The sequence below is a fragment of the Alteromonas gilva genome (assembly GCF_028595265.1).
GTDB lineage: Bacteria > Pseudomonadota > Gammaproteobacteria > Enterobacterales > Alteromonadaceae > Alteromonas > Alteromonas gilva.
On the sequence record NZ_JAQQXP010000001.1, the window covers coordinates 1,569,319 to 1,594,130 of the forward strand.

The window sequence follows — 24,812 nt, forward strand, 5'->3', positions numbered from 1 at the left end:
AATGGCCGAAGAACTAGCCACACAAGAACAACAGACCTACGACGTCACGAAACTCGAAGGGGTTGAAAAAGCCGCGATATTGCTACTGAGTCTGTCAGAAGAAGACGCCGCGCAAATCCTCAAGCATTTAGAGCCTAAACAGGTCCAAAAGCTGGGGGCAGCCATGGCGCGTATCGATGATATGACGCAGCCTAAAATTACCGCGGTCCACAAGCATTTTATCGAAGAAATTCAAAATTATTCGACCATTGGGTTCCAGAGCCAGGACTTCGTTAAACGTGCGCTAACCGCCGCCTTAGGCGAAGATAAAGCCGCTAACCTGATTGATCAGATCCTGATGGGATCGGGGGCAAAAGGCCTCGATTCACTTAAATGGATGGACTCCAAGCAGGTGGCGAGCATTATTCGTAACGAGCACCCGCAGATCCAAACGATCGTATTGTCTTACCTTGAACCGGAGCAATCGGCGGAAATCTTATCGCAGTTTTCTGAAAAAGTGCGGCTTGATCTGTTAATGCGCGTGGCGAATCTTGAAGAAGTACAGCCGGCTGCATTACAGGAACTGAACGAGATTATGGAGAAACAGTTTGCCGGTCAGGCCGGTACACAGGCAGCCAAAATGGGCGGCCTGAAATCAGCGGCCGACATCATGAACTACCTCGATACGAATATCGAAGGTCAGTTGATGGATGCGATCCGCGAACAGGACGAAGAGCTGAGTCAACAAATTCAGGATCTTATGTTTGTGTTTGACAACCTTGTCGATGTTGATGACCGGGGGATTCAGGCTATTTTACGTGAAGTCCAGCAGGATGCGCTGCTCAAGTCTATTAAAGGCGCCGACGAAGAACTGCGAAACAAAATTACCAAGAATATGTCAAAACGGGCAGCAGAAATGCTCATCGACGATCTCGAAGCAATGGGACCGGTGCGCATAAGCGAAGTAGAAACCGCCCAGAAAGAAGTGTTGTCTGTGGCGCGCAGACTCGCCGATGCGGGCGAAATCATGCTCGGCGGCGGCGGTGGCGAAGAATTCCTCTAATGGCAGCATAACTGATGAAACCTTATAAAACCTTTTCGGTTGCAGAGTTAGAAAAAGCCAAAGGATGGGATCTGCCTTATGTTGAAGCAACAGAAACAGAGGAAGACAGCAAAACCAATGCGTTAAATAAACGCAGCGACTGGAAGTACGAGCCGCCGGAAGAGGCCGAAGAAATAAAACCACCTACCGCTGAAGAAATCGAAGCTATCCGTCAGGCAGCCTTTGATGAAGGCTACGCCGAGGGCAAACAGCAGGGCTTTGACGAGGGCAAAGCCGAAGGCTTCGAAGCAGGCAAACGAGAAGGCTCAGAGCAGGGGTTAAAAGAGGGGCTGGAACAAGGCTTACAGCAAGGCGAAACGCAAATTTCGCAGCAAACTGAGTTATGGCAGTCATTGGTGTCGCAGTTGCATGAACCCCTTAAAAAAGTCGATGAACAAATCAGAAAAGAGATCGTTAAACTGGCGGTGGCGTTGGCGCGTTCGGTGATAAGAACAGATGTGCAAACCAATGAAGCGGTTATTCTGCAAGCCCTCAGTGAAGGCCTCAAAGCATTACCCGTTGAAGAAAACCAATACAGCATTCATCTGCACCCTGAAGACATTCAGCTCATTCACCAACACTTCGGTAGCGATACCATTAAAGAACGTGGCTGGACATTGATTGATACGCCGTCACTGGAACGCGGTGGTTGCGATATTGTTACTCAACATAACGCCGTAGACTTGTCTATTGAGCGCCGCTGCCGGGGCGTTTTAGATAAGTTCTTACTCGATCAGGGATTATCCGATGGCAACTAGCTTGTTATCGCATCTGCAGCAGTTAAGCCAGCAAATTCCGTCACCACCGGTCGTGGCAGCAGGCAAGCTGGTGCGGGGCATCGGTCTCACTCTGGAAGCGGTCGGTTGTCAATTACCCGTCGGTAGTCAGTGCATGGTGCAAACGGTCGACGGTGAAATCGAAGCTGAAGTGGTGGGGTTTGGCGAGCAAATCACTTATCTGATGCCTACCGAAGCGGTGCGTGGCATCGTGCCGGGTTCCCGTGTCCTGCCGCTAAACCGCGAAAGTGGTTTAGCTGTCGGGCTCGGACTGATGGGCCGGGTAGTCGATGGCAATGGTCAGCCGCTCGACGGACTCGGCCCTATTGATACCTCAGCCCGGGTGCCAACCACCAAGCCACCTATCAATCCATTATCTCGCCGGGCTATTACTGAACCTATGGATGTTGGTGTCAGAGCCATTAACGCCCTGATCACTGTTGGCACCGGCCAGCGCATGGGCCTGTTTGCCGGCAGTGGTGTGGGTAAAAGTGTCTTGCTCGGTATGATGACCCGCGGCTCAAAAGCCGACGTGGTCGTGGTCGGCCTGGTAGGAGAACGGGGCCGCGAGGTAAAAGAATTTATCCACGACATTCTCACCGAAGAAGAGCGCCAACGGGCTGTCGTGGTAGCTGCCCCTGCTGATACGTCACCATTAATGCGGCTCAAAGGGTGTGAAACCGCGGTCACCATTGCGGAGTTTTTTCGTGATCAGGGCATGAACGTGCTGCTGCTGATTGATTCACTTACCCGCTATGCCATGGCGCAGCGCGAGATTGCGCTGGCCGTAGGTGAGCCGCCGGCAACAAAAGGATACCCGCCATCGGTATTCGCGCGGTTACCGGCGTTGGTTGAGCGGGCGGGTAATGGCAGCGACAATCAGGGCGCCATTACCGCGTTTTATACGGTGTTAACTGAAGGCGATGATCTGCAGGATCCCATTGCCGATGCAGCCAGGGCTATTCTTGATGGTCACGTTGTGCTTTCCCGCACCCTGGCCGAGAGTGGTCACTATCCGGCAATTGATATTGAGTCTTCGATTAGCCGGGTTATGCCTCAGGTCGTCAGTGAAGAGCATTTAGCTCAGGCCCGGCGAATTCGTCAGGTTTATTCGACATACCAACAAAACCGCGATCTGATTACCCTCGGTGCCTACACCCGCGGCACCGATCCGCGAATCGATCTCGCTATTAATGCCGAGCCGGCTATCAATGCCATGCTTCAGCAAGGAATGAAACAGGTTTTAGAATATGATGAAAGCTTGCAGGCAATGAGCAAGCTGGCCGGTGGACTAGGCAATGGATAAGCCATGAGCAGAGTCGAGGTCACAAAGTCACTCAAACAACTCGCCACCGTACTGCGTTTGGAGCAGGACAAGGAACAATCGGCGCTGCAGGCATTTAAAACCGCACAGGATTACTACCAGCAGCAAAGAGCCAAGTTAACCAGTCTGCAGCAATACCGCCTCGAATATATGCGCCAGATACAGCAGGAAGGCGGCAACGGTGTTGGCGCACTTCATTATCAACAACGCTTGTCGTTTGTGGGTAAACTGGATAAAGCCTGCGAACAGCAGGGGCATATTATTGCGCAGAGCAAAATGGCCGTCGATCAGCGCCGCGGCCAGTGGCTGGCGCAGCAACGTCGCCGCCAGGCTGTGGAAAAACTCATCGAAAAGAAACAGCAGTCACTGCAGATCATCGACAATCGTCTTGAGCAACAAATGATGGATGAACTGGCCATTCAACGACTGCGCCGCAACGCCATGTAACGCCCTTCAATCTATGCCCATTGGCTGCAAATTGTCACACTGGCACATAACTTGATACATCCTCATATGATTTACGATTTATTGTGTAACACCAACACAAATTCAAGTATTTAGGTATTGAGGACTCGGTTATGATGCAACACCTTGCCACGCAAAGTTCACAAATTGCCGCTTTGCCGGGGGGACAGGTTAATTCCCAGGGAAAAGCTCCGGCCGACGCAGCAAACGGAGTATCCTCTGGAACCTGGTCAAAACCTAAAACCTCTCAGAAAGACGATTTTTCTCAGGTGTTAGATCAGCATAGCCGGCAATTGTCCAAAGAGGATGCACCGGACAAAACCCTGAATGGCAGGCCGGAGGATGTTGCAGGTAATCAATCTGGCAGCGACAAGCAGCTAAAAGGTGCTGCGTCAGAACCCCGACAGTCGGATGAAAAAACAACCTCAGATGATAGCGCTCGCGCATCGGATGAGGAGCAAGCATCGGCAAGTGGTAATAAAAACGGCGAGAACACCAACAGCCAGGCTGATGAAAATGCTGAGAACACATCTCAGGATGAAAAGCACTCGTCTGTTTCAGCAACAGACCAAAAGCTATCGCTGGAACAAAACCCCGACGTTGAACCTGACCAATCATCCGCGTCAGACGACGCCGCAGTAGGTGATGAGAGTACTACCGTAACGGCGGATAAAAGCGGCCAGTCTGACGGTATAAACTGGTTGTACTCACAAGCTGACGGGGCTCAAAAAGGCGGTGAGCAAACTGACTACCTCGCTTTTATTGACAGTATCCGTGCACTGCAGGAAAGACTGACCAGCGAAGAGACGCCGGTGACAGCCCAGTTGCTGAACTCAAACGGAAAAGAAATAGATCTGAGTGGCTGGAAAAAAGGCAGCGGCGAGCTGTTGCCCGGTGATGTATTAAACAAATTGCAGGATTGGCTGGCAACGGTGTTACCTGAGGGCATGCAAGTGAGTGGCGACGGCAGTGCGGTTGAGCAAATAGCCAATGCCGAGACACTGTTATCTGATGTACTAAACTTAGTACAACAACTCAACAATACCGGGTCTAAAACAGAGCAGAATGGCACACCTGTACAGGACGATACCTTGCTCAACGTATTGGCTGCAGAGTTACTCAGCGGTCTGCGAGCCAATCAGTCGAGCAGTGATGCCGACAATGTAAAATCCGCTAAAGCCGATGTGACAGAACTGAATATTGGTGACGCACAAGTAGATTTATCGACGGTTGCAAATATACAACTAGCCGAAGATGCCATTATCGTTGCCGAGTCGGCCGATAGCAGTTTGCAGAACCAGGCAAGTTTGTTGGTAAGCCTGATGCGTCAGATGCAAGCTGGCAATAGCCAGGTGAAGACAGAAACAACGCCAGCGCTTAATAAGCAGGGCGAGAATGCTGCCGCAGAGTCACTGGAAGCCATGTTGGGTCAGGCGAGTGATACCACTATCAGTGAGCTTGCACAGGTGATGTCGGACAGCGCAAGTAAAGCTAACCCGCTGTTAAACGATACTCAACTGGGCCAAATTCGCAGCCAACTGGTGACCGGGATGGAAGAAATCCGCTCACAATTAAAGCAGGGGCACGAACCCGGCATTAATTTAGCGGCACTAGTCACGCAAGCCATCCAGGATGTCGCCCCCGATATGCTGCAGGGTCAAAATGCGCTGACGCCGGTGATGCAGGAAGTTCAGCAATTAGTCCAGTTAGCAAGTCTGGCGAACCTGGGAAGTGCACAGGAACGCCAGATAGCCGAATTAGTAGCGGTGAGTCGGGATGTGGTGTCACAGGATGTGCGTCAGCACGTAGGTGATACTATGAAGTCCATGCAGCAACAGGCCACTATGGATAAACCCGTACCCATTCATCAGCCTCAGGGGCAGCAACAAATTGCAGAAAAAATCCGCTGGATGGTGAATGGCCGACAAACCATTGCCGAAATTCGCCTTGATCCGCCGGAGCTTGGTAGCATGCAGGTAAGATTAAATGTCAGCGGCGATAGTGCAGCGGTGAGTTTCGTTGTGCAATCCCAGCATGCTAAAGAGGCGTTAGCTGATGCTATGCCGCGGTTACGCGACATGTTTGCAGAGCAGGGAATAAACCTGGGTGAGTCGTTCGTAAGTCAGCAACAAAGTGGTCAGCAGGGGGACGGTGAACTCGCTCAGCGCCATGGTCAAGGGCCTGGAGATGAGGAGTTTGACGAATCAAACGCCAAACAGTCCGAAGTTGTCAGACCAGTAAATGGACTCATTGACGACTATGTTTAATGTTCAAGGACTTTCTTTGCGAAAGTAGTCGCCAATAAATGAAGGTAAATGCGCGGACATTGAGTAATAGCCGTTGCCATTTATAGATGAGTAGACATAATACGCCTAACCTGGATGAGTAAGAGAAGCGAATAATGGCTGAAGAAGAGCTACAAATTGAAGAAGGCGGCAAAAAAAGCAAGTTAATGCTGATAATTATCATTGCCGTGGTACTGATTGGCGGTGGTGGTGCAGCGTATTTCTTTTTGTTTGCCGGTAGCGACCAGCCGAGCGCAGCAGAGGAGCTGGCCGCTGAAAGTCCTGGTGAGATGGCTAGCACGCCCTCATCCAGTGCCGACGTAGGTACGGCACTGTATGTGGCCATGCCAAGACCAATTGTATTTAACGTACCCGGATCAGGACGCGACCGTCTGGTTCAGATCAAGGTACAGCTTATGGTGCGCGGGACCGATAACGAAGAAATGGCCCAAACTCATATTCCGCTTATTGAGGGAACGCTGTTACAAGCCTTCAGTGCCAGTAATGCGGATAATCTGGTCACCGAGGTGGGCAAAATCGAATTGCGCGAAAATGCCCTCGAAGCAGTTCAAACAGAACTAGAAAAAGTAGCCGGTGCAAAAGTCGTCGAGCGCGTACTATTTACCGACTTTGTCATGCAATAATGGGAGTTCGTGGTGAGCGATTTATTATCACAAGATGAAATTGATGCCCTGTTACACGGGGTAGATGACGTCGAGGAAGAAGAAGCTCCCCATGAAGCCGGCGATACCTCGGCGCTGGAATATGACTTTTCATCGCAGGATAGAATCGTACGGGGCCGCATGCCAACCCTGGAGATTGTCAACGAACGATTCGCCAGGCACTTACGGGTTAGTCTGTTTAATATGATGCGCCGCAGCGCGGAAGTGTCGATTAACGGCATCCAGATGATAAAATTTGGTGAGTATATTCACACGCTCTTTGTTCCTACCAGTCTTAACATGGTGCGTTTCAGACCGCTGAAAGGCACGGGTTTGATTACCATGGAAGCCAGGTTGGTGTTTATTCTGGTCGACAACTTTTTTGGTGGTGATGGTCGTTATCACGCCAAAATTGAGGGCCGGGAATTTACCCCTACCGAGCGGCGTATTATTCAAATGCTGCTGAAAATTATTTTTGAGGATTACAAGGAAGCCTGGGCACCGGTGATGGATGTGTCTTTTGAGTATCTTGACTCTGAAGTGAATCCGGCGATGGCAAATATCGTTAGCCCCACCGAAGTGGTGGTGATTAGCTCATTTCATATTGAGCTGGACGGTGGCGGCGGAGACTTCCACGTATCCTTGCCTTATTCGATGCTCGAGCCCATTCGTGAGCTGCTCGATGCGGGTGTGCAAAGCGATAAGGAAGATACCGATCTGCGCTGGAGTAAAGCGCTGCGTGACGAAATCATGGATGTGCAGGTAGAGTTGAGTACCCATATGCTTGACTTTGAACTGACACTGCGCAATGTCATGGAGTTTAAGCCCGGTGATATAATTCCGGTAGAAATACCCGAGCATATTACCGTGTTGATCGAAGATTTACCGACGTTCCGGGCTAAGCTGGGGCGCTCGCGCGAAAACCTGGCACTTAAAATTACCGAAAAAATACCGCGACCGACATCGGTTAAATCAGAGCTACAGTTACTTACCCGGGGTGGGCGCATCATTGATAATGACGCCGAACTGCAGGTGTTAGAAGAAGACTTATAGTCGCAAGCGAGTTAGACAAGAGGCAAGATCATGAGTGAAGAAGATGGTATGGACGACTGGGCCGCTGCAATGGCTGAGCAAGCCGATTCAGAAGGCGAGTCCGGTGACGAACAGGGTGAGGGTGATGATGTCCGCGTTGCCGAATTTGACGAATTGTCTGACGATGCCCCCATTACTCAGGAAGAAAAGAAAAAGCTGGATACGATATTAGACATACCGGTGACGATTTCGATGGAAGTCGGCCGCAGTCAAATTAGTATCCGTAATTTGTTGCAGTTAAACCAGGGCTCGGTGGTTGAGCTCGACCGTGTTGCCGGTGAACCGTTAGATGTACTTGTAAATGGCACGTTGATTGCTCATGGAGAAGTAGTAGTAGTCAACGACAAGTTCGGGATTCGGTTAACGGATGTTATTAGTCAAATCGAGAGAATCAAAAAGCTTCGGTAAATTTCTATCTAAAACAGGGGGATACCTTCTATTCCCCTGTTTAGCCCTGCAATCTGCGGATGCCCTGGCAACACAAAGCATCACCAACCCCACCTCGGTACTGTCAATTTTTCTATCACTCTTGCTGGTGGTAGCGATTATATTTGCTGTGGCATACCTGATGCGTCGGTTTAATGTCACTCCTGGTGGCAGCGGACAACTGCGGGTCATTGCCAGTATGTCGGCCGGTACCCGCGAGCGCGTAATGGTGCTGCAGGTGGGTGACGAGCAACACCTCATCGGGGTTACTGCTCAAAACATCAACCATTTAAGTAAGCTGGAAACGCCGCTGACAACAACATCACCCTCAACGCCTGACACCGGCGCGGCTTTTAAACAAAAGCTGGTACAGGCGATGGCACAAAAAATGAACCCGTCTGTAAAGGAGCGCAACGATGACCGTTAAATTAAAGTGGTTGTTGCTGCTTGTGTTGGTGACAGCGAGTTTATCGTCGCCGGTGCTGGCGCAACAGGGCATTCCGGCCGTCACCGTTACCACCAATGACGACGGTACCCAGGACTACACCATGACACTGCAAGCGCTGTTTATTATGACATCGCTCAGTTTGTTGCCCGCGTTTATTATGATGATGACCTCATTCACCCGCATCATCATTGTATTGTCAATTTTACGTCAGGCCATTGGTTTACAGCAATCCCCTTCAAATCAGATACTTATTGGTGTTACTTTGTTTTTATCGATGTTTATTATGATGCCTGTCTTCGAAGAAATAAACGAGCGTGCGTTGCAGCCATACTTAGATGAAGCTATGAGCGCCAGAGAAGCTTTTGAGCAAGCCAAAGGCCCGATGCGCGCATTTATGTTGTCACAAACCCGGGTGAAAGATTTAGAAACATTTGTGTCGATTGCCGGCGAGGAAGGCAAGTACCAGGATCCGACTGATGTGCCCCTGAATATCCTGATCCCGTCGTTTGTCACCAGTGAGCTAAAAACCGCCTTCCAAATTGGTTTTATGCTGTTTATCCCTTTTTTGATAATCGACCTTGTGGTGGCGTCAATTTTGATGGCCATGGGGATGATGATGCTATCGCCGATGATTGTCTCGCTGCCCTTCAAACTGATGTTATTCGTACTGGTGGACGGCTGGAATCTGATTTTCGGTACGCTGGCAACCAGCTTTGGAATGGGAGTATAGCGCATGAGTCCTGAGGTCTTTGTTGAGATCCTGCGTGAATCCATGTTTATGGTGATTTTACTGGTGTCGGCGGTAATCGTTCCCAGTCTTATCATTGGCCTGGTGGTGGCGGTGTTTCAGGCGGCCACCTCAATTAACGAACAAACGATGAGTTTTTTACCGCGTCTTATTGTGACATTGCTGGCGCTCAGTTGGGGTGGTAACTGGCTGGTACAGCAACTGATGGATTTTACCTTTCATATGGTAGAGCAGATCCCACAGGTGGTTGGCTAAGTGGAAGTTGACCTGGAGACCATCAACCGGTTTTTGGCCGATATGCTGCTACCTTTTATGCGGATCAGCGGTATGTTTGCGGCGATGGTTGGGTTAAGCGCCAAAACCGTGTCGCCTAATGTCAAAGCGCTGCTGGCTATAATGCTAACCCTGGTCATAATGCCCATAGTGCCGCCGTCGCCGGTTACTCAGTTAGTCGATGTAGGAACCTTTGTTATTGGTATCCAGCAATTGTTGATAGGTATTGCGATAGGCTTTATTTCTATGCTGGTCCTCAATACCTTTGTATTGGCCGGTCAGGTTATCGCTATGCAAACAGGCCTGGGGTTCGCCAGTATTGTTGACCCCATCAATGGCATTAATGTCCCGGCTGTTGGTCAGTTCTACCTGATCCTGGCGACGTTGCTGTTCTGGGGAATGGATGGTCACTTGTCGATGATTCAAATGATAGTGATGAGTTTTGATGCCTTCCCTATCGGGGATGGCTGGTTTGCCCGCGAGCAGTTACGCGACATCGCGCATTTTGGCAGCTGGATGTTTGTGGCGGCCCTTACGCTGGCATTAGCGCCGATTATTTCGCTGCTGATCGTGAATCTGGCCTTTGGTGTGATGACCAAGGCTGCGCCACAGCTCAACATCTTCAGTATCGGTTTCTCGATTGCCCAGATTATGGGGCTAATTATTATCTGGCTAACGCTTGATAACTTTTCTACTCACTTTGAAAATCAATGGCAGCGCGCACAGCAGTTTATGTGTGAATTGTTGTTGGTTTGTCCCAGCTAACGGTGCGGATAAGTCATGGCTGATTCATCAGAAAAAACAGAAGACCCCACGGCGAAACGAAAATCCCAGTCCCGTCGAAAAGGGCAAATTGCCCGCTCAAGGGAGCTTTCTACTACTCTGGTGTTGATTGCCAGTAGCATAACGTTGCTGTTGTATGGCAGCTACATTGCCGAGGCCTTGTTTAAAGTGATGGCGCGGGTATTTACGCTGTCGCGTGACGAAACCTACGATCCCACGCATATGTTTTCGGCATGGGGTGAGGCCTTTTTGCAAATCAGTGTGCCGGTGATCTCGTTTATGCTGGTGGCCATGATTGCCGGGATTTACGGCTCAATTGCATTAGGCGGCTATAACTTTACCTGGTATTCGGCCAAACCACGATTTCAAAAACTCAGCCCGATGGCGGGTTTAAAACGTATGTTTGGCATAAACGGTATCGTTGAATTACTAAAGGCTATTGCCAAGTTTGTGGTGATCGGCTCTATGGCGTTGATTGCATTGTCACTTTTTCAGGATGAAGCGCTGCATTTAGATCAGGAGATCTACCCTCTGAACGTTTTTCACGCGCTGGAAATGATCGAATGGGCGTTCTTTTTACTGACCCTCGGAATGATACCCATTGCTTTGTTCGATGTGCCATATCAGGCCTATAAGCACAAAGAACAGATGAAAATGTCGAAGCAGGAAGTCAAAGACGAACGTAAAAACTCAGAGGGCGATCCCCAGGTTAAAGGACGGATCCGTCGGTTACAGTATCAGGCCGCGGCACGGCGAATGATGAAAGAAGTGCCAAATGCCGATGTGGTTGTGACCAACCCTACCCATTACTCGGTGGCTTTAAAGTACGATCAGGATGGTAATCGAGCCCCTGTAGTGATTGCCAAAGGGTCTGATGAACTGGCAATGCATATTCGTAAAATTGCTACCGCCCACGGCGTACCGCTTATTCCCACACCAATGCTTACCCGGGCAATTTACTACACCACCGAAGTGGACGATGAAATTCCACATCGCTTATTTATGGCTGTTGCCCAGGTGTTAGCGTACGTATTTCAGTTAAAAGCGCACCGGGCGGGTAAGGCAAAACGACCAAAACCGTTAACACGGGATCTGCCGATACCACAGGATATGCGTTATTAATTGCGATATCGCTAACTCTTGTTGATGGTTTTATGCGCACTTGAGCAACCGTCAAAAAAAGCTGGCACGAGGATTGAAGAGAATTAAAGTAATACTGAGAAGATCAGGTTAATTCCTGCCAAAGCCAACCAAAGTGTCAAAAAACGGTTAGTGAGAAGTCGCTCTTATGGTGCTATCAAATTACTTACAGCGTTTCGATAAAGCGCAACTGCAAAAATATACCCAGGGTATAGGGTTGCCGGTGGTGCTGCTAGCGATAATGGGCATGGTTATTCTGCCCATGCCGCCCATATTACTGGATGTACTGTTTAGCTTTAACATTGCGCTCTCGCTGGTCATCATCCTGGTGGCAGTACTCACCCAGCGCCCCGTGGACTTTGGTATTTTCCCTCTTGTTTTGTTAATTGCCACGGTATTGCGATTAGCCCTGAATGTGGCGTCTACCCGCATCGTGTTGCTTCATGGTCATGAGGGCGGCGATGCCGCGGGTAAAGTGATTGAAGCCTTTGGTGAGGTCGTCATCGGCGGCAACTATGCTGTGGGCGTGGTGGTCTTTGCTATCTTGCTGATCATTAACTTTAAGGTGGTTACGGCGGGTGCCGGACGTATTTCTGAGGTTAGCGCGCGATTCACCCTTGATGCTATGCCCGGTAAACAGATGGCCATCGATGCCGATCTTAACGCAGGTTATATCGATCAGGATGAAGCCCGCAAGCGGCGCGAAGATATCACCGCTGAAGCTGACTTTTATGGTTCCATGGACGGTGCGTCAAAATTTGTAAAAGGTGATGCCACCGCCGGCCTCTACATTATGATGATCAACATCGTAGGTGGCCTGTTTATTGGCATGATTCAGCATGACCTGAGCTTTGGTAATGCGCTTGAAGTATATACAATTTTGACCATTGGTGATGGTCTGGTGGCGCAGATTCCTTCACTGTTGTTATCCGTTGCAACGGCAATCATTGTTACGCGGGAAAATGATACTCAGGAAATGGGCACCGAGATTAGTACCCAGTTAGGCAACCAAAGAGCGTTATACATTGCCTCGGGGATCCTGTTTGTAATGGGGATTGTGCCGGGTATGCCGCATGTTGCATTTCTGGGCTTTTCGGCGCTGGCTGGTGGCTATGCGTACTACCAAACCTATGCCGAGAAACGTAGCGAAAAAGAAGCCAACCTGCCGGCGGTTGACAACGATATGGATAACAGAGCCCCCACTGAAATAAAAGAGCTGGGGTGGGATGACGTACAACATGTTGACACCATTGGCCTGGAAGTAGGGTATCGTCTTATTCCTCTGGTTGATAAAACCCAGGGCGGAGAATTACTGACGCGCATTAAAGGTGTCCGTAAAAAACTTTCTCAGGAATTAGGCTTTTTGATTCCGCCGGTACATATTCGCGATAACCTCGATTTAGATCCCAATGCTTATCACATTTCTATGTTAGGGGTGACTATTGGCGATGCGGATGTGAGTCATGAAGAAGAGCTGGCCATTAACCCTGGTCAGGTATTTGGTAAGCTCGAAGGGCGCAAAACCAAAGATCCGGCCTTTGGACTGGATGCGGTATGGATTAAACCGGGTCAGCGTGATCATGCCCAAACCCTTGGTTATACCGTTGTGGATGCTGCCACGGTTATTGCTACCCATCTCAGCCAGTTGCTGACCAATAACGCCTATCAGCTGCTTGGTTTTGAAGAGGTACAGCAACTGATGGACATTCTCGCTAAGCATAATCCTAAGCTGGTAGAAGGCCTTATTCCGGATCTCATCTCGCTGGCGACAGTGGTAAAAGTCTTGCAAACCTTGTTATACGAAGGCGTGCCGATTCGCGACCTGCGGACAATAGTACAAACCTTAACCGAATATGCGCCTAAGAGTCAGGATCCTGACGTATTGGTGTCAGCCGTACGTATCGCTTTAAAACGGTTAATCGTGCAGGAAATCAATAGTGGCGGGGCTGAGCTGCCGGTTATCACCCTGGCGCCAGAACTGGAGCAAATGTTGCATCAGTCGTTGCAGGCGGGTGGCGAAGATGGTGCCGGTATTGAGCCGGGCCTGGCGGAACGTTTACAGAAGTCATTGCAACAAGCCAGCCAGCAGCAAGAGCTGGAAGGTGAACCCGCGGTGCTACTCACCTCTGGTATGTTGCGTCCGGTTTTATCCCGTTTCTTAAAAAATGCAGTGATGGGTTTACACGTATTGTCGTACCAGGAAATCCCGGACGACAAACAGGTCCGTATTGTGTCATCGGTGGGTCAGTAATTTGACGCCCCTTATCCCTTTGAGGTCATTATGAAGATAAGACGATTTTTTGGCAAAGACATGCGTGAAGCATTGAGTCAGGTAAAAAATGAGCTGGGTAGTGAGGCGGTAATCATGTCTAACCGCAAAGTCGCCGATGGTATTGAATTAGTGGCGGCCTACGACAAAGAGCCCGACGCCAAAATCAGTATTGCGCCCAAAGCGAAGACGGCCGGTGCCAAAAAGCCGGATGGCAGCTTGCCAACCCTGAGTGAAATTATCGGTGATGACGGCCCGGACAGCCTGCGTGCACTGATGGAAAAACAAGCCGAACAAAAAGTCGCCGTTGCCCAGCGCGTCAATGCCGCGAACGCCGAATATGAAAAACGCAACGGACCTGCCGACACGCAACGTCAGCAACCCGCGCCCGCAATGGCAACCCGTCACGCGTCGGCGTATAGCGTTAGCCCTGAGCAAGAGCCTGAAACTGATGCGGTCAGCGACAGTGGGGCGAGCCTGGCCGATATTCGCGCAGAGATCGCCTCACTGCGTAACGTGCTGCAATTTCAATTGTCCGATATGCAGCAACAGCAGCAATCCCGGCTTAAACCATTGCAGCGTTATCTGCTTCAGCAGCTGTGCAACATGGGTATCAGCCAGTCACTGGCGGCGCAGATGGTGCATTACACGCCGGCTGAGTGCAATGAGCGGGAAGCCTGGCTGTATCTGTTAAAACTATTGTCAAATCGTTTGCAGACCTCAAATGATGATATTTTGTCTCAGCGCGGGGTTGTGGCGTTGGTTGGCCCCACCGGCACCGGCAAAACCACCACTATTGCAAAGCTGGCAGCCCGTTATGCGCAAAAATACGGCGTCGATCAGGTTGCACTGATTACTATTGATACGTACCGTATCGCCGCTTACGAGCAGTTGGCGACCTATGGCAAGATAATTGGGTGTCCGGTGCGTAAGGCGCAGTCCGGCGAGCAACTCGCCGATTTATTGTTCCAGATGCGGGATAAGCGTTTAGTGCTAATCGATACGGCCGGGTTTAGTCAGCGTGACAGCCGACTCATCAGCCAGCTTTCAACCTTTAGCCAAATTGCCGGTCAGCAAGTAAAAAATTATTTAATTGTGCAGGGTAATACGCAACAAGCTACAATAAAGCATATCATTGATGCATATAAGAGTATTGAGTTGCAGGGATGTATCATCACTAAGCTGGATGAATGCTATAGTTTAGGTGAGATCATCAGTAATATGATTGAGGCGCAGTTGCCAATCAGCTATGTTGCCGACGGCCAGCAAGTGCCAGAAGACATCCATGTAGCAAATGCGAAATCTATAATCTCATTGGCAGCAAAGCTTTATAAAAAGTATGGTTTGAATCATACTATTAGCAGTTCCGATGTAAACACAGCACAGGCAGTATGATTGAAGACCAGGCGAGTAGCTTAAGAAAGATGAATCAATCAAGATTAATCAAGGTAATAGCCGTAACCGGTGGTAAAGGAGGGGTTGGTAAAACCAACATTACTCTTAATACTGCCATTGCCATGGCGAAACAGGGCAAACGGGTCATGGTTCTGGATGCCGACCTTGGCCTGGCCAACGTCGATGTGATGCTCGGGTTACGGGTAGAGAAGAATTTGTCTCACGTATTGTCCGGAGAATGTACCTTAGATGAAGTACTGGTTACCGGCCCTCATGGCATAAAAATCGCGCCGGCAACATCAGGCAGTCAGTCTATGACTGAGCTGTCAGCCACTGAGCATGCAGGGCTTATCAGAGCCTTTAGTGAATTGCGCTCACAGATTGATGTGCTGATTGTAGACACCGCCGCCGGCATATCCGATATGGTCCTGAGTTTCTCTCGTGCAGCGCAGGATATTATGGTGGTGGTTTGTGACGAACCGACCTCGCTGACCGATGCCTACGCGTTAATCAAAATTCTAAACCGTGATTACGGTATTTTCCGTTTCAAAATCGTTGCGAATATGGTGCGGGATGTCCGCGAAGGTCAGGAATTATTTAGTAAATTATCAAAAGTTACCGGGCGTTTTCTGGATGTCGCGCTAGAATTAGTGGCGACGGTACCGTTCGATGAAAATATTCGCCGCGCGGTGCGCAAACAAACGGCAATTGTGGACGCTTTTCCAACGTCGCCGGCAGCGAAAGCAATCGACCAATTGGCAACCAAAGCGATAAGCTGGCCAATTCCGGCGCAACCAGGTGGGCATCTGGAGTTTTTCGTCGAGCAATTAATCGCTCCAAAGGTGTCAGGGAGTTAGGGTGAATAGCAGAGCTGCAGCGTATAAACAGCAATCAGATAAAGCGCAGCTGGTAGAGCGTCATGCTTCTTTAGTTAAACGCATTGCTTACCATCTTATGGCGCGGCTTCCGGCCAGTGTTATTGTAGATGACCTGATTCAGGCTGGCATGATTGGTTTGCTGGAGGCAGCCAAAAACTTTGATGGCAGCAAAGGCGCGAGCTTTGAAACCTTTGCCGGCATCCGTATTCGTGGCGCCATGCTCGATGAGATCCGCAAAGGTGACTGGACTCCGCGGTCAGTGCATCGCAATGGCCGGGCAATTTCTGAGGCGATCGCCCAGGTAGAATCTGAGACTGGCCGTGATGCGCGTGATGTTGATATCGCGGCACGTTTGAATGTATCGCTCACCGAATATCATCAAATGTTGTCTGAGGTAAATGCCGGTAAGCTGGTCGGTATTGAAGATTTGGGAGTGTCGGAAGACATTATCGCCACGGAAGAATCCCGTGGCGCGGACTCCCCGTTAGAAGATTTAATGCAAGGTTCGTTTCAAAAAGCGCTTGCGCATGCTATTACTACGTTACCAGAGCGTGAAGCGATTGTTTTATCCCTGTATTATGATGAAGAATTGAACCTGCGGGAAATCGGCGAGGTTCTCGAGGTAAGCGAGTCAAGGGTCAGTCAAATACACAGCCAGGCAATGCTAAAACTTAAAGTTCGTATGCGGTCATGGCAGACTGGTGAGTAACCTTAACTATACTAACAATATGACTATCCTCACTGGAGGCAATTTTGGATAAGAATATGAAAATTCTCGTAGTAGACGATTTTTCTACCATGAGACGTATTATCAAAAACTTACTCAAAGATTTGGGCTTCTCAAATATTCAAGAAGCCGATGATGGCAGCACCGCATTGCCGATGCTGCAACAAGGAGATTTTGATTTTGTAGTAACGGACTGGAACATGCCGGGCATGCAAGGTATCGATCTATTGCGTGCTATTCGTGCCGATGACAAATTAAAGCATCTTCCTGTGTTAATGGTGACGGCTGAGGCAAAGAAAGAGCAAATTGTTGCTGCCGCTCAGGCTGGCGTAAACGGCTATGTTGTTAAGCCTTTCACAGCAGCTACATTAAAAGAAAAACTAGATAAGATATTCGAACGTTTAGGTTAATTCAGTTAAGTGTTTAACCGCCTGAGGACAACTGGATGACTGAAAAAAAGAAAGTCCCCATGACTCTGGACGAAGCAAAGCAGTTGGTTACCTTTTTAGAAAATGGTGACGATGAATCGGCTAACGCCCTGCTGGATGCTGTCGCGATGAAAGAGTCCGTAGAACTATTTGCAGAAGTGGGCAAGCTTACCCGTCAGCTTCACGACTCGTTGAACAACTTTCAATTGGACGAACGCATAGCCGGTCTGGCTAACGAAGAAATTCCCGATGCACAGACACGATTGACCTACGTTATTGAAGAAACTGAAAAAGCAGCTAATACTACAATGGATGCTGTAGAAAGCAGTATGCCGATTGTTGAAACCATGAAAGGTCAACTCGACAGTGTGATGCCTGAGTGGAAAAAACTGATGAACCGCGAGATCGAGCTTGATGAGTTTAAGTCGATGTGTCTCGATTTAGATAAGTTTTTAGAAGAATCTGCCAAAAATGCCGATCAGCTTATGTCGTTGTTAACCGAAGTACTGATGGCTCAAGGATATCAGGATTTGACTGGCCAGGTAATCCGCAGAGTGATCGAGTTGGTGAAAGAGGTTGAAGACAGTCTGGTTCACATGTTGACCGTGTTTGGTGGTGCCGAGGTGTCGAAGTCACCCAGTGCAGCGCCTAAGTCGGTTGAAACAGAAATCAAAGCCGAGGGGCCAATTATTGATGCTGAGTCACGCGATGACGTAGTGTCTGGCCAGGATGATGTAGACGATTTATTGTCCAGCCTGGGTTTTTAGGGGAGCGGGTGCATGTCTTTTGATGTCGATGAAGATATTTTGCAGGACTTTCTGGTGGAAGCCGGAGAAATACTGGAACAACTCCAGGAGCAGTTAGTTGATCTGGAAAATAATCCGGAAGATAAGGATCTTCTCAATGCAATATTCCGTGGCTATCACACCGTTAAAGGCGGTGCGGGCTTTTTATCTTTAACTGAATTAGTTGAGATCTGTCACGGTGCCGAAAATGTGTTCGATGTTATGCGAAATGGACAGCGAACACTCACTCCTGAATTGATGGATACGATTCTGCAAGCCACAGATGTTGTGGTGGATATGTTCGAAAAGGTCAAAATGCGTGAGCCGCTGGTGCCAGCCAGCGCGCAGCTCGTCGAGACATTGCACAAGCTCAGCACCCCTGAAACAGCGGATGAAAACATCTTTGAGGATAGTGCCGAAGCGCCAGCAGCACCTGCAGAGCCAGAACCGATCGAAGATACCTTTGAGTTAGACGATGAGCCGGTCAGTACGCCTGACACAACGGCACGTTCGTCTGAACTCATCGAAGATATTTCTGAAGATGAGTTCGAAGCCTTACTTGATGAGTTGCATGGTACCGGCGGAGCGCCTGGTGCTGCCAGCGCAGCGAAACAGGCAACGCCGAAAGCCGAGGCATCAGTGGCTGCCAGTGGTGGTGATGATATTACCGACGACGAATTTGAAGCGCTGTTGGATGAACTGCATGGCAAAGGGCAGTTTAGTAAAGAAAGTGCCGTAGAGCCTTCCGCAAAGGCAACGCCGGCCGCCCCGGTCTCTGATGATAGCGACGAAATATCGGACGATGAATTCGAAGCGCTGCTTGATCAGTTGCATGGCGAGGGCAAAGGGCCTGCTGCCGCTGCGGCTAAACCTGCTGCTGCCAGTAGTGAAGCCGCTGCGCCAGCTGCAACTTCAAAGGATAAAGAAAAGCCTGCGCCTAAAGAGGCCAGCAAGCCTGCGCCGCAACCAGCCGCCAAAGCGGCACCGGCAGCGGCCAAGTCGCCTGCACCTGCGGGCAAAGAGGAAAAGAAATCAACGCCACCCCCACCACCAGCTGAAACAACCGTGCGGGTTGATACCAAACGCCTTGATCAGATCATGAATATGGTGGGCGAGCTGGTACTGGTTCGAAACCGACTGATCAGCCTTGGCATCAATAATGCCGATGAGTCGATGTCGAAAGCCATTGCTAATTTGGATGTGGTGACCGGCGATCTGCAAGGCGCGGTCATGCAGACACGCATGCAGCCTATCAAGAAAGTGTTTGGTCGTTTCCCACGGGTTGTTCGCGATTTGGCGCGCACGCTGAAAAAAGAAATCACCCTGGAGCTTGAGGGTGAAGAGACCGACTTAGATAAAAATCTGGTTGAGGCGCTGGCCGATCCTTTAGTGCATTTGGTGCGAAATTCCGTAGACCATGGCATTGAAATGCCTGATGACCGTCAGGCTGCAGGGAAAGCCCGTATGGGTAAGGTTAAGCTTTCCGCTTCGCAGGAAGGCGACCATATTCTGCTTGTCATCGAAGATGATGGTAAGGGAATGGATGCCGAAAAACTCAAGGAAATTGCTATTTCCCGGGGCGTTTTGGATGCCGATGCGGCGGCGAGAATGTCAGATGTCGAAGCGTTTAATTTGATTTTTGCACCAGGGTTTTCAACCAAAACTGAGATCAGCGACATATCTGGTCGTGGTGTTGGTATGGATGTGGTTAAAACCAAGATCAACCAGTTAAATGGTACTGTTAATATTGATTCTGCACTGGGGCGTGGTACCCGTTTAGAAATCAAGGTTCCGCTGACGCTCGCTATCTTGCCTACCCTGATGATCATTGTTGGTAAGCAAACGTTTGCCCTGCCGTTAGGGTCGGTAAGCGAAATCATTAACATGGACATTAAAAAGACCAACACCGTCGATGGCCAGCTGACTATGATAGTACGGTCCAAAGCGATACCGCTGTTTTTCTTAGGTGAATGGTTGATTCGCGGGCCCAAAAACATAGAGCGAGACAAAGGTCACGTAGTGGTTGTGCAGATGGGCACTAAGCAGGTTGGCTTTGTTGTTGATGCGCTGATTGGTCAGGAAGAAGTGGTAATCAAGCCCCTCGATGCGTTATTACAGGGCACTCCTGGTATGGCGGGAGCGACGATTACATCCGACGGTGGTATTGCGTTAATTCTTGATATTCCGAACTTGCTGAAACGTTACGCGCGTAAAATTATTAAGTAACGAGTTAAGAGGATTGCTGGTTAATGGCCTACAAAGTCCTGGTGGTCGACGATTCGAGTTTTTATCGCCGTCGGGTAAAAGATATTTTAAATGCTGATCCCTCTCTGGAGGTGGTTGGTGAGGCAGCAAACGGGCGTCAGGCTATTGAAATGGTAAAGTCTTTACGCCCGGATGTTGTAACGATGGATGTGGAAATGCCATTAATGGATGGCATAGAAGCGGTCAAACGCATCATGAGCGAGTGTCCCGTATCCATTATCATGTTTTCTTCGTTGACCAGCGAAGGCGCTACAGCCACACTTGATGCTTTAGACGCCGGCGCGGTTGATTTCCTGCCTAAGAAATTTGAAGATATTGCTAAAGACCGCAGTGACGCTGCGACAACGCTACGTGCCAAAGTTCGCATGCTGGCTCGCCGTACGCCGTTAATGTCGGGTCGACTCAACCGGCTTTCGTCGGAGTCGCCAGGCAAACCTGTTCAACCAGCCAAACCCCCTGGCCGGGTAATGCCTACCAATGCGCCCAAGTCGACCTTTGTGCGCGGCTCCGGATTGCTCAGCGGTCAGCAAGGTGGTGTTGAAGAAGTAGAAACTGTCTCGCAGATAAAACGCAGCGGTAAACGCTATCGTTGCCTGGCAATTGGTGCATCGACTGGCGGACCGGTTGCGCTGCAGAATGTATTGGTTAAATTGCCTTCTGGGTTTCCTTACCCGATCTTTTTGATCCAGCATATGCCGGGTACATTTACCAATGCTTTTGCCGAACGCCTAAATCAGCATTGCAAAATTGAGGTGAAAGAAGCGGTTCATGGTGAGGTAGTAAAACCAGGTTGCGCTTATCTGGCACCAGGCGGTAAACAAATGGAAGTTGAAAAGTCTGCAGGCCAACTGCGGGTGGTTATCAGGCCGTCCGATGAAGCGGGTATTGGCTACAAACCCAGTGTGGATATTACCTTTAAAAGCTTATCGCAGGTTTACGGTGGTGACATTTTAGGCGTTATTCTAACGGGAATGGGCGCGGATGGTCGTGAGGGCTGTCGAACAATTAAAGCACTTGGCGGTAAGATTTGGGCTCAGGATCGCGATAGTAGCGTGGTCTACGGTATGCCTCAGGCCGTCACGGTAGATAAATTAGCCGAAGTCAATATTGGTATTAATGATATTGGTAATTGCATCAATACCGAGATGTCATAACGAGTCATATCAGCCTCGATGGCAGGAGAGTAGCGGTGAAAATATGGACCATAGCCAATCAAAAAGGTGGGGTAGGTAAAACTACCACTACCGTCACACTTGGCGGTATTTTGGCTAAGCGTGGGTACAATGTTTTGCTGGTCGATATGGATCCCCAGGCCTCGCTAAGTTATTACTTTGGGATCGACTCTGAAGAACTATCCAGTTCAATTTACGATATTTTTACTCATCCTTCTGACATGACGGGCGATAAAGTACTCGATTGCCTGTGCTCGAGTAGATTTGACAGTTTATTTATATTGCCATCGACCATGGCACTGGCAACGCTTGATCGCTCACTGGGAAACCAGGTTGGAATGGGCCTGGTTCTCAAAAAAGCGTTGCAACAGGTATCGGCAGAATTTGACTACGTACTTATTGATTGCCCACCGGTTTTAGGCGTTTTAATGGTTAATGCATTAGCCGCCTGTCAGAAAGTCGTGGTGCCTGTGCAAACCGAGTTCCTGGCGCTTAAAGGGCTCGATCGAATGATGCACACATTAAAAATTATGAGTAAAACCCTGGCACGTGAATTCGATACGATTATCGTTCCTACTATGTTCGATCGACGCATCAATGCCGCTATTGCCGCGCAGAAGCAATTAATATTGGACTATAAAGAACAACTTTGGAAAGGTATGATACCGGTAGATACACGTTTTAGAGATGCCAGTCAGATGCAGGTACCTGCACCCGTCGCGTATCCAAAATCTCGTGGCGTGTTTGCTTACGAAAAACTACTTAACGTCCTGGACAGTGACTAGAATGAGCAAAAATACCCCGTTTGCTAATGAAGAGGTAATGGAAGACTACCTTAGCAGTTTGCTAAGCGACACTGTCGATCCTGTTGAGGTTACCGAGCGAACGGCAAAGCTGCTCGAACAAGCAACAGTTGACCTTACCGAGACTGAGTCAGAGCAGGATTCGGCGCTTGAGCAAGCCGTTGTTAGCGCTGAGGAAGAGATCGTTTCGCAGGTTAACGATAGTGTTGATGAGGCGGCTAAGACGCCACCCGGTGGCGTGCCCTTAAAGCCTTTAGAAGAACGTTTGGACAATCATTTTCAGGCGTTGTTTTTTGAAGTGGCAGGATTAACCCTGGCCGTTCCGCTGATCACGTTAGGTGGCATACATAACCTGGGTAAAATCGGCCCGCTGTTTGGCAAGCCTGGTTGGTTTATGGGGGTCATGATTCATCGCGATGAAAAATTCAACGTGGTGAATACAGCACAATGGGTAATGCCTGAAAAATACGATCAATCTCTGGAAGATAAGCTACACTATCAATATCTTATTATGTTAAGTGATAGTGAGTGGGGACTGGCGAGCGAAAAGCTGGTTAACACGGTATCGCTGAGCAAAGAAGACGTGAAGTGGCGTCAGGTCAGTGCCAAGCGCCCCTGGCTAGCAGGTATGGTAAAAGATAAAATGTGTGCATTGCTTGATGTTGATGAACTAATAGCAATGTTGAATAACGGCTTGGGCAGTAAAGACCAGGTGCCATAGTCAATTGGAGCCAAATACATGAGTGATGATAGAAATAACAACGCTGCGAATGTAGACGATCAAGTTCTGCAGTGGGTTACGTACCGTTTAGGTGAAGAAACCTATGGCATTAACGTAATGCAAGTGCAGGAAGTGCTGCGTTACTCTGAAATAGCCCCGGTACCCGGCGCGCCAGACTATGTGCTGGGCATTATCAATTTGCGCGGCAACGTGGTTACCGTGATCGATACCCGGGCACGCTTTGGCCTGCCGCCGGAAGAAGTCACGGACAACACACGTGTGGTTATTATCGAATCAGACGAGCAGGTAGTGGGAATTCTGGTTGATAGTGTGGCTGAGGTGGTATACCTTAAATCGTCGGAAATCGACAGCGCTCCAAACGTTGGCACAGAAGAAAGTGCTAAGTTTATACAAGGCGTGAGCAATCGCGACGGCGAGCTGCTAATTCTGGTTGATTTGAATAAGCTGCTTAGCGATGAGGAGTGGGACGAGTTAACCAGCCTGTAACCATACCGGACCTATCAGTACAGCACATGGAAGTATCCTTACCATTGATTGTTGCGGGTGTTGCTTGTGTAATTGCGATTGTATTAACGGCTCTGCACTGGGCCGTTAGCCATCAAAAAGTAAAGCGATTACGCGCTGAAATGTCAGCGCAGCAGCACCAACTAGCCAACCTAAAAAAACAACTACAATTGTTTATCAGCTCGCTTGAAGAAAGCCAGGCGCGCAGCATGGTTGTAGCTGACAACACCGAGCAGTTAAAGCAAACCATCGCTGCATTACAGCAACAAATTAAAACACTCGCCGAACAGGATCCGGATAGCCGCATGTATCAGCGCGCTGCCGAAATGATTCAGTCAGGAGCCAGTGCCGATGAGGTCATGCATAACTGCGATATTCCTTTCGCTGAGGTGCAGCTGCTAATGAATATCCATAGTAACAAGAACTAGTCTCCCGCCAACTGTCGATTGAGTAGCGTGTAGCGACAGTCATTTTTGTCTGCGCTAAAAGAGATGAAAGCTTAACAAGGCAGATTCCATTATCAAAAGTAAACCTAGACGGGTATTTCTTCCTATACGCATATCTACCAGGCGATGAAACCATTTTCCACAGATAGTAATATTGATTCTATCCTGCGGATAACGGTAGCTATGAGGCTCACAGTATTAAACATGTGGCGTTGTATATGCAACTTTGTTTAGCGCCTGTTTCAGTAGGTGATTACCATTCCAGGTTGGGCGTTACGCTTATTCGTCAAAGTGCTGGTCATGCTGTTGTACGCATGATTCGGAATAGAGATATATTTGTGGTCGCTTAGCAGTACCTAACACAACAGAGCTGCAGTTTATGTTGGTACCACTGACAATAGCTTGATCATGATTACCACAAAACATGCGGACATACTAAAAAAAGCGACCAATTTCAGTTAAATACCGTTGGTCTGCGTTGTCAAATCCATAGGCCCTGTGTAGCATGACCGCGCGTTTTACTCAACAGCATCAAGCTTCACAGGTATATAGTCCGTGCTTAACCTCTCTCACATGAAACAGCAATATTCATTAGCAATGCTAATGTTGCTACTTGCCTGTTTAATGGGACTGGCTCAGATCTCGTCGCTCAATGCTGATTCATATCACCTTGATGCTTCGGCTTCGGCATCGGCGCTGGAGTTTGAAATAGAGGAAAGCGCTGGTGATTACCCTGTTACACCTGAACACGCAGAGTTGACAGAGGCACAGTATGTTCTTAGCGAAACACTGCTTTTAACGCCACACCAAGCCGATCTTAAGTCCCTTAGTTATACCACACCCCATACCAGAGCTCCGCCGCTCGTATAAGCTTTTTAGTACTTGTGAGCACTAT

26 protein-coding genes are annotated in these 24,812 nt (G+C 49.2%); all 26 read left to right on the plus strand.

Translation table 11 applies throughout. The features are described from left to right. Position 1 precedes the first annotated feature (1 nt). The gene (gene fliG / locus OIK42_RS06895; protein WP_273639380.1) at positions 2-1,042 is read left to right on the plus strand and encodes a flagellar motor switch protein FliG; all 1,041 of its coding nucleotides are present in this window, start codon (positions 2-4) and stop codon (positions 1,040-1,042) included. A gap of 14 nt (positions 1,043-1,056) precedes the next feature. Next, positions 1,057-1,839, plus strand: coding sequence for a flagellar assembly protein FliH (fliH, locus tag OIK42_RS06900; protein ID WP_273639382.1), 783 nt, complete (start codon positions 1,057-1,059; stop codon positions 1,837-1,839). Beyond that, positions 1,829-3,163 (plus strand): flagellar protein export ATPase FliI, encoded by a 1,335-nt coding sequence (fliI, locus tag OIK42_RS06905; RefSeq protein ID WP_273639384.1) that lies wholly within the window; start codon positions 1,829-1,831, stop codon positions 3,161-3,163. Before fliH ends, fliI begins: the two co-directional genes overlap by 11 nt. 3 nt (positions 3,164-3,166) lie before the next feature. Continuing rightward, entirely contained in the window at positions 3,167-3,628 is a 462-nt protein-coding gene (fliJ, locus tag OIK42_RS06910; RefSeq protein ID WP_273639386.1) for a flagellar export protein FliJ, read from the plus strand. A 131-nt stretch (positions 3,629-3,759) separates the two neighbouring features. Further along, a complete protein-coding gene (locus tag OIK42_RS06915) occupies positions 3,760-5,913 on the plus strand; it encodes a flagellar hook-length control protein FliK (RefSeq protein ID WP_273639387.1) in 2,154 nt (717 codons plus the stop codon). A gap of 134 nt (positions 5,914-6,047) precedes the next feature. Further along, positions 6,048-6,575 carry a flagellar basal body-associated protein FliL gene (gene fliL, locus OIK42_RS06920; RefSeq protein WP_273639388.1) on the plus strand — a complete coding sequence of 176 codons (528 nt, stop codon included), beginning with the start codon at positions 6,048-6,050 and terminating at the stop codon, positions 6,573-6,575. A 12-nt stretch (positions 6,576-6,587) separates the two neighbouring features. Further along, positions 6,588-7,646, plus strand: coding sequence for a flagellar motor switch protein FliM (gene fliM, locus OIK42_RS06925; protein ID WP_273639389.1), 1,059 nt, complete (start codon positions 6,588-6,590; stop codon positions 7,644-7,646). 30 nt (positions 7,647-7,676) lie between these two features. After that, entirely contained in the window at positions 7,677-8,093 is a 417-nt protein-coding gene (gene fliN, locus OIK42_RS06930) for a flagellar motor switch protein FliN (protein ID WP_273639391.1), read from the plus strand. Continuing rightward, a complete protein-coding gene (gene fliO, locus OIK42_RS06935) occupies positions 8,053-8,538 on the plus strand; it encodes a flagellar biosynthetic protein FliO (RefSeq protein WP_273639393.1) in 486 nt (161 codons plus the stop codon). The genes fliN and fliO overlap by 41 nt, the downstream gene beginning before the upstream one ends. Further along, on the plus strand, positions 8,528-9,289 hold the full coding sequence (gene fliP, locus OIK42_RS06940; RefSeq protein WP_273639396.1) for a flagellar type III secretion system pore protein FliP: 762 nt from the start codon (positions 8,528-8,530) through the stop codon (positions 9,287-9,289). The genes fliO and fliP overlap by 11 nt, the downstream gene beginning before the upstream one ends. A 3-nt stretch (positions 9,290-9,292) precedes the next feature. After that, positions 9,293-9,562 (plus strand): flagellar biosynthesis protein FliQ, encoded by a 270-nt coding sequence (gene fliQ / locus OIK42_RS06945; protein WP_273639398.1) that lies wholly within the window; start codon positions 9,293-9,295, stop codon positions 9,560-9,562. Beyond that, a complete protein-coding gene (gene fliR, locus OIK42_RS06950) occupies positions 9,563-10,345 on the plus strand; it encodes a flagellar biosynthetic protein FliR (protein ID WP_273639400.1) in 783 nt (260 codons plus the stop codon). It abuts the gene before it with no gap. A 15-nt stretch (positions 10,346-10,360) separates the two neighbouring features. Further along, complete coding sequence (flhB, locus tag OIK42_RS06955; protein WP_273639402.1) at positions 10,361-11,485, plus strand: flagellar biosynthesis protein FlhB; 1,125 nt, start codon at positions 10,361-10,363, stop codon at positions 11,483-11,485. A gap of 166 nt (positions 11,486-11,651) precedes the next feature. Then, positions 11,652-13,754 (plus strand): flagellar biosynthesis protein FlhA, encoded by a 2,103-nt coding sequence (gene flhA / locus OIK42_RS06960; RefSeq protein WP_273639404.1) that lies wholly within the window; start codon positions 11,652-11,654, stop codon positions 13,752-13,754. A 30-nt stretch (positions 13,755-13,784) separates the two neighbouring features. Next, positions 13,785-15,167 carry a flagellar biosynthesis GTPase FlhF gene (gene flhF / locus OIK42_RS06965; protein ID WP_273639405.1) on the plus strand — a complete coding sequence of 461 codons (1,383 nt, stop codon included), beginning with the start codon at positions 13,785-13,787 and terminating at the stop codon, positions 15,165-15,167. Then, on the plus strand, positions 15,164-16,024 hold the full coding sequence (locus OIK42_RS06970) for a MinD/ParA family ATP-binding protein (RefSeq protein ID WP_273639407.1): 861 nt from the start codon (positions 15,164-15,166) through the stop codon (positions 16,022-16,024). Before flhF ends, OIK42_RS06970 begins: the two co-directional genes overlap by 4 nt. Position 16,025: 1 nt before the next feature. Further along, positions 16,026-16,754: an RNA polymerase sigma factor FliA gene (locus tag OIK42_RS06975; protein WP_273639410.1), complete on the plus strand. Its 729-nt coding sequence runs from the start codon at positions 16,026-16,028 to the stop codon at positions 16,752-16,754. A gap of 44 nt (positions 16,755-16,798) precedes the next feature. Further along, positions 16,799-17,182 carry a chemotaxis response regulator CheY gene (gene cheY, locus OIK42_RS06980; protein ID WP_108567833.1) on the plus strand — a complete coding sequence of 128 codons (384 nt, stop codon included), beginning with the start codon at positions 16,799-16,801 and terminating at the stop codon, positions 17,180-17,182. Positions 17,183-17,217: 35 nt separating this feature from the next. Further along, positions 17,218-17,967 carry a protein phosphatase CheZ gene (locus tag OIK42_RS06985; RefSeq protein ID WP_273639414.1) on the plus strand — a complete coding sequence of 250 codons (750 nt, stop codon included), beginning with the start codon at positions 17,218-17,220 and terminating at the stop codon, positions 17,965-17,967. Between the two features lie 12 nt (positions 17,968-17,979). Continuing rightward, positions 17,980-20,211 (plus strand): chemotaxis protein CheA, encoded by a 2,232-nt coding sequence (locus tag OIK42_RS06990; protein WP_273639416.1) that lies wholly within the window; start codon positions 17,980-17,982, stop codon positions 20,209-20,211. 23 nt (positions 20,212-20,234) lie between these two features. Continuing rightward, positions 20,235-21,404 carry a protein-glutamate methylesterase/protein-glutamine glutaminase gene (locus OIK42_RS06995; protein WP_273639418.1) on the plus strand — a complete coding sequence of 390 codons (1,170 nt, stop codon included), beginning with the start codon at positions 20,235-20,237 and terminating at the stop codon, positions 21,402-21,404. A 35-nt stretch (positions 21,405-21,439) separates the two neighbouring features. Next, positions 21,440-22,207: a ParA family protein gene (locus tag OIK42_RS07000; protein WP_273639420.1), complete on the plus strand. Its 768-nt coding sequence runs from the start codon at positions 21,440-21,442 to the stop codon at positions 22,205-22,207. Position 22,208: 1 nt separating this feature from the next. Continuing rightward, positions 22,209-22,946 carry a chemotaxis protein CheW gene (locus OIK42_RS07005; RefSeq protein WP_273639422.1) on the plus strand — a complete coding sequence of 246 codons (738 nt, stop codon included), beginning with the start codon at positions 22,209-22,211 and terminating at the stop codon, positions 22,944-22,946. An 18-nt stretch (positions 22,947-22,964) separates the two neighbouring features. Then, the gene (locus OIK42_RS07010) at positions 22,965-23,453 is read left to right on the plus strand and encodes a chemotaxis protein CheW (RefSeq protein ID WP_273639424.1); all 489 of its coding nucleotides are present in this window, start codon (positions 22,965-22,967) and stop codon (positions 23,451-23,453) included. Positions 23,454-23,479: 26 nt separating this feature from the next. Further along, positions 23,480-23,899, plus strand: a complete 420-nt coding sequence (locus OIK42_RS07015; RefSeq protein WP_273639426.1) for a DUF2802 domain-containing protein — start codon at positions 23,480-23,482, stop codon at positions 23,897-23,899. A 573-nt stretch (positions 23,900-24,472) separates the two neighbouring features. After that, entirely contained in the window at positions 24,473-24,787 is a 315-nt protein-coding gene (locus OIK42_RS07020) for a hypothetical protein (protein WP_273639428.1), read from the plus strand. Positions 24,788-24,812: the final 25 nt, after the last annotated feature.

Coding starts and splice junctions, on each gene's coding strand:
- fliG (WP_273639380.1), top strand. CDS start 2: ATGGCCGAAGAACTAGCCACACAAGAACAACAGACCTACGACGTCACG.
- fliL (WP_273639388.1), top strand. CDS start 6,048: ATGGCTGAAGAAGAGCTACAAATTGAAGAAGGCGGCAAAAAAAGCAAG.
- OIK42_RS06995 (WP_273639418.1), top strand. CDS start 20,235: ATGGCCTACAAAGTCCTGGTGGTCGACGATTCGAGTTTTTATCGCCGT.
- flhB (WP_273639402.1), top strand. CDS start 10,361: ATGGCTGATTCATCAGAAAAAACAGAAGACCCCACGGCGAAACGAAAA.
- OIK42_RS07010 (WP_273639424.1), top strand. CDS start 22,965: ATGAGTGATGATAGAAATAACAACGCTGCGAATGTAGACGATCAAGTT.
- OIK42_RS07015 (WP_273639426.1), top strand. CDS start 23,480: ATGGAAGTATCCTTACCATTGATTGTTGCGGGTGTTGCTTGTGTAATT.
- OIK42_RS06990 (WP_273639416.1), top strand. CDS start 17,980: ATGTCTTTTGATGTCGATGAAGATATTTTGCAGGACTTTCTGGTGGAA.
- OIK42_RS06970 (WP_273639407.1), top strand. CDS start 15,164: ATGATTGAAGACCAGGCGAGTAGCTTAAGAAAGATGAATCAATCAAGA.
- fliI (WP_273639384.1), top strand. CDS start 1,829: ATGGCAACTAGCTTGTTATCGCATCTGCAGCAGTTAAGCCAGCAAATT.
- flhA (WP_273639404.1), top strand. CDS start 11,652: ATGGTGCTATCAAATTACTTACAGCGTTTCGATAAAGCGCAACTGCAA.
- fliH (WP_273639382.1), top strand. CDS start 1,057: ATGAAACCTTATAAAACCTTTTCGGTTGCAGAGTTAGAAAAAGCCAAA.
- fliJ (WP_273639386.1), top strand. CDS start 3,167: ATGAGCAGAGTCGAGGTCACAAAGTCACTCAAACAACTCGCCACCGTA.
- fliP (WP_273639396.1), top strand. CDS start 8,528: ATGACCGTTAAATTAAAGTGGTTGTTGCTGCTTGTGTTGGTGACAGCG.
- fliO (WP_273639393.1), top strand. CDS start 8,053: ATGTTATTAGTCAAATCGAGAGAATCAAAAAGCTTCGGTAAATTTCTA.
- OIK42_RS07005 (WP_273639422.1), top strand. CDS start 22,209: ATGAGCAAAAATACCCCGTTTGCTAATGAAGAGGTAATGGAAGACTAC.
- fliN (WP_273639391.1), top strand. CDS start 7,677: ATGAGTGAAGAAGATGGTATGGACGACTGGGCCGCTGCAATGGCTGAG.
- OIK42_RS06985 (WP_273639414.1), top strand. CDS start 17,218: ATGACTGAAAAAAAGAAAGTCCCCATGACTCTGGACGAAGCAAAGCAG.
- OIK42_RS06915 (WP_273639387.1), top strand. CDS start 3,760: ATGATGCAACACCTTGCCACGCAAAGTTCACAAATTGCCGCTTTGCCG.
- fliQ (WP_273639398.1), top strand. CDS start 9,293: ATGAGTCCTGAGGTCTTTGTTGAGATCCTGCGTGAATCCATGTTTATG.
- flhF (WP_273639405.1), top strand. CDS start 13,785: ATGAAGATAAGACGATTTTTTGGCAAAGACATGCGTGAAGCATTGAGT.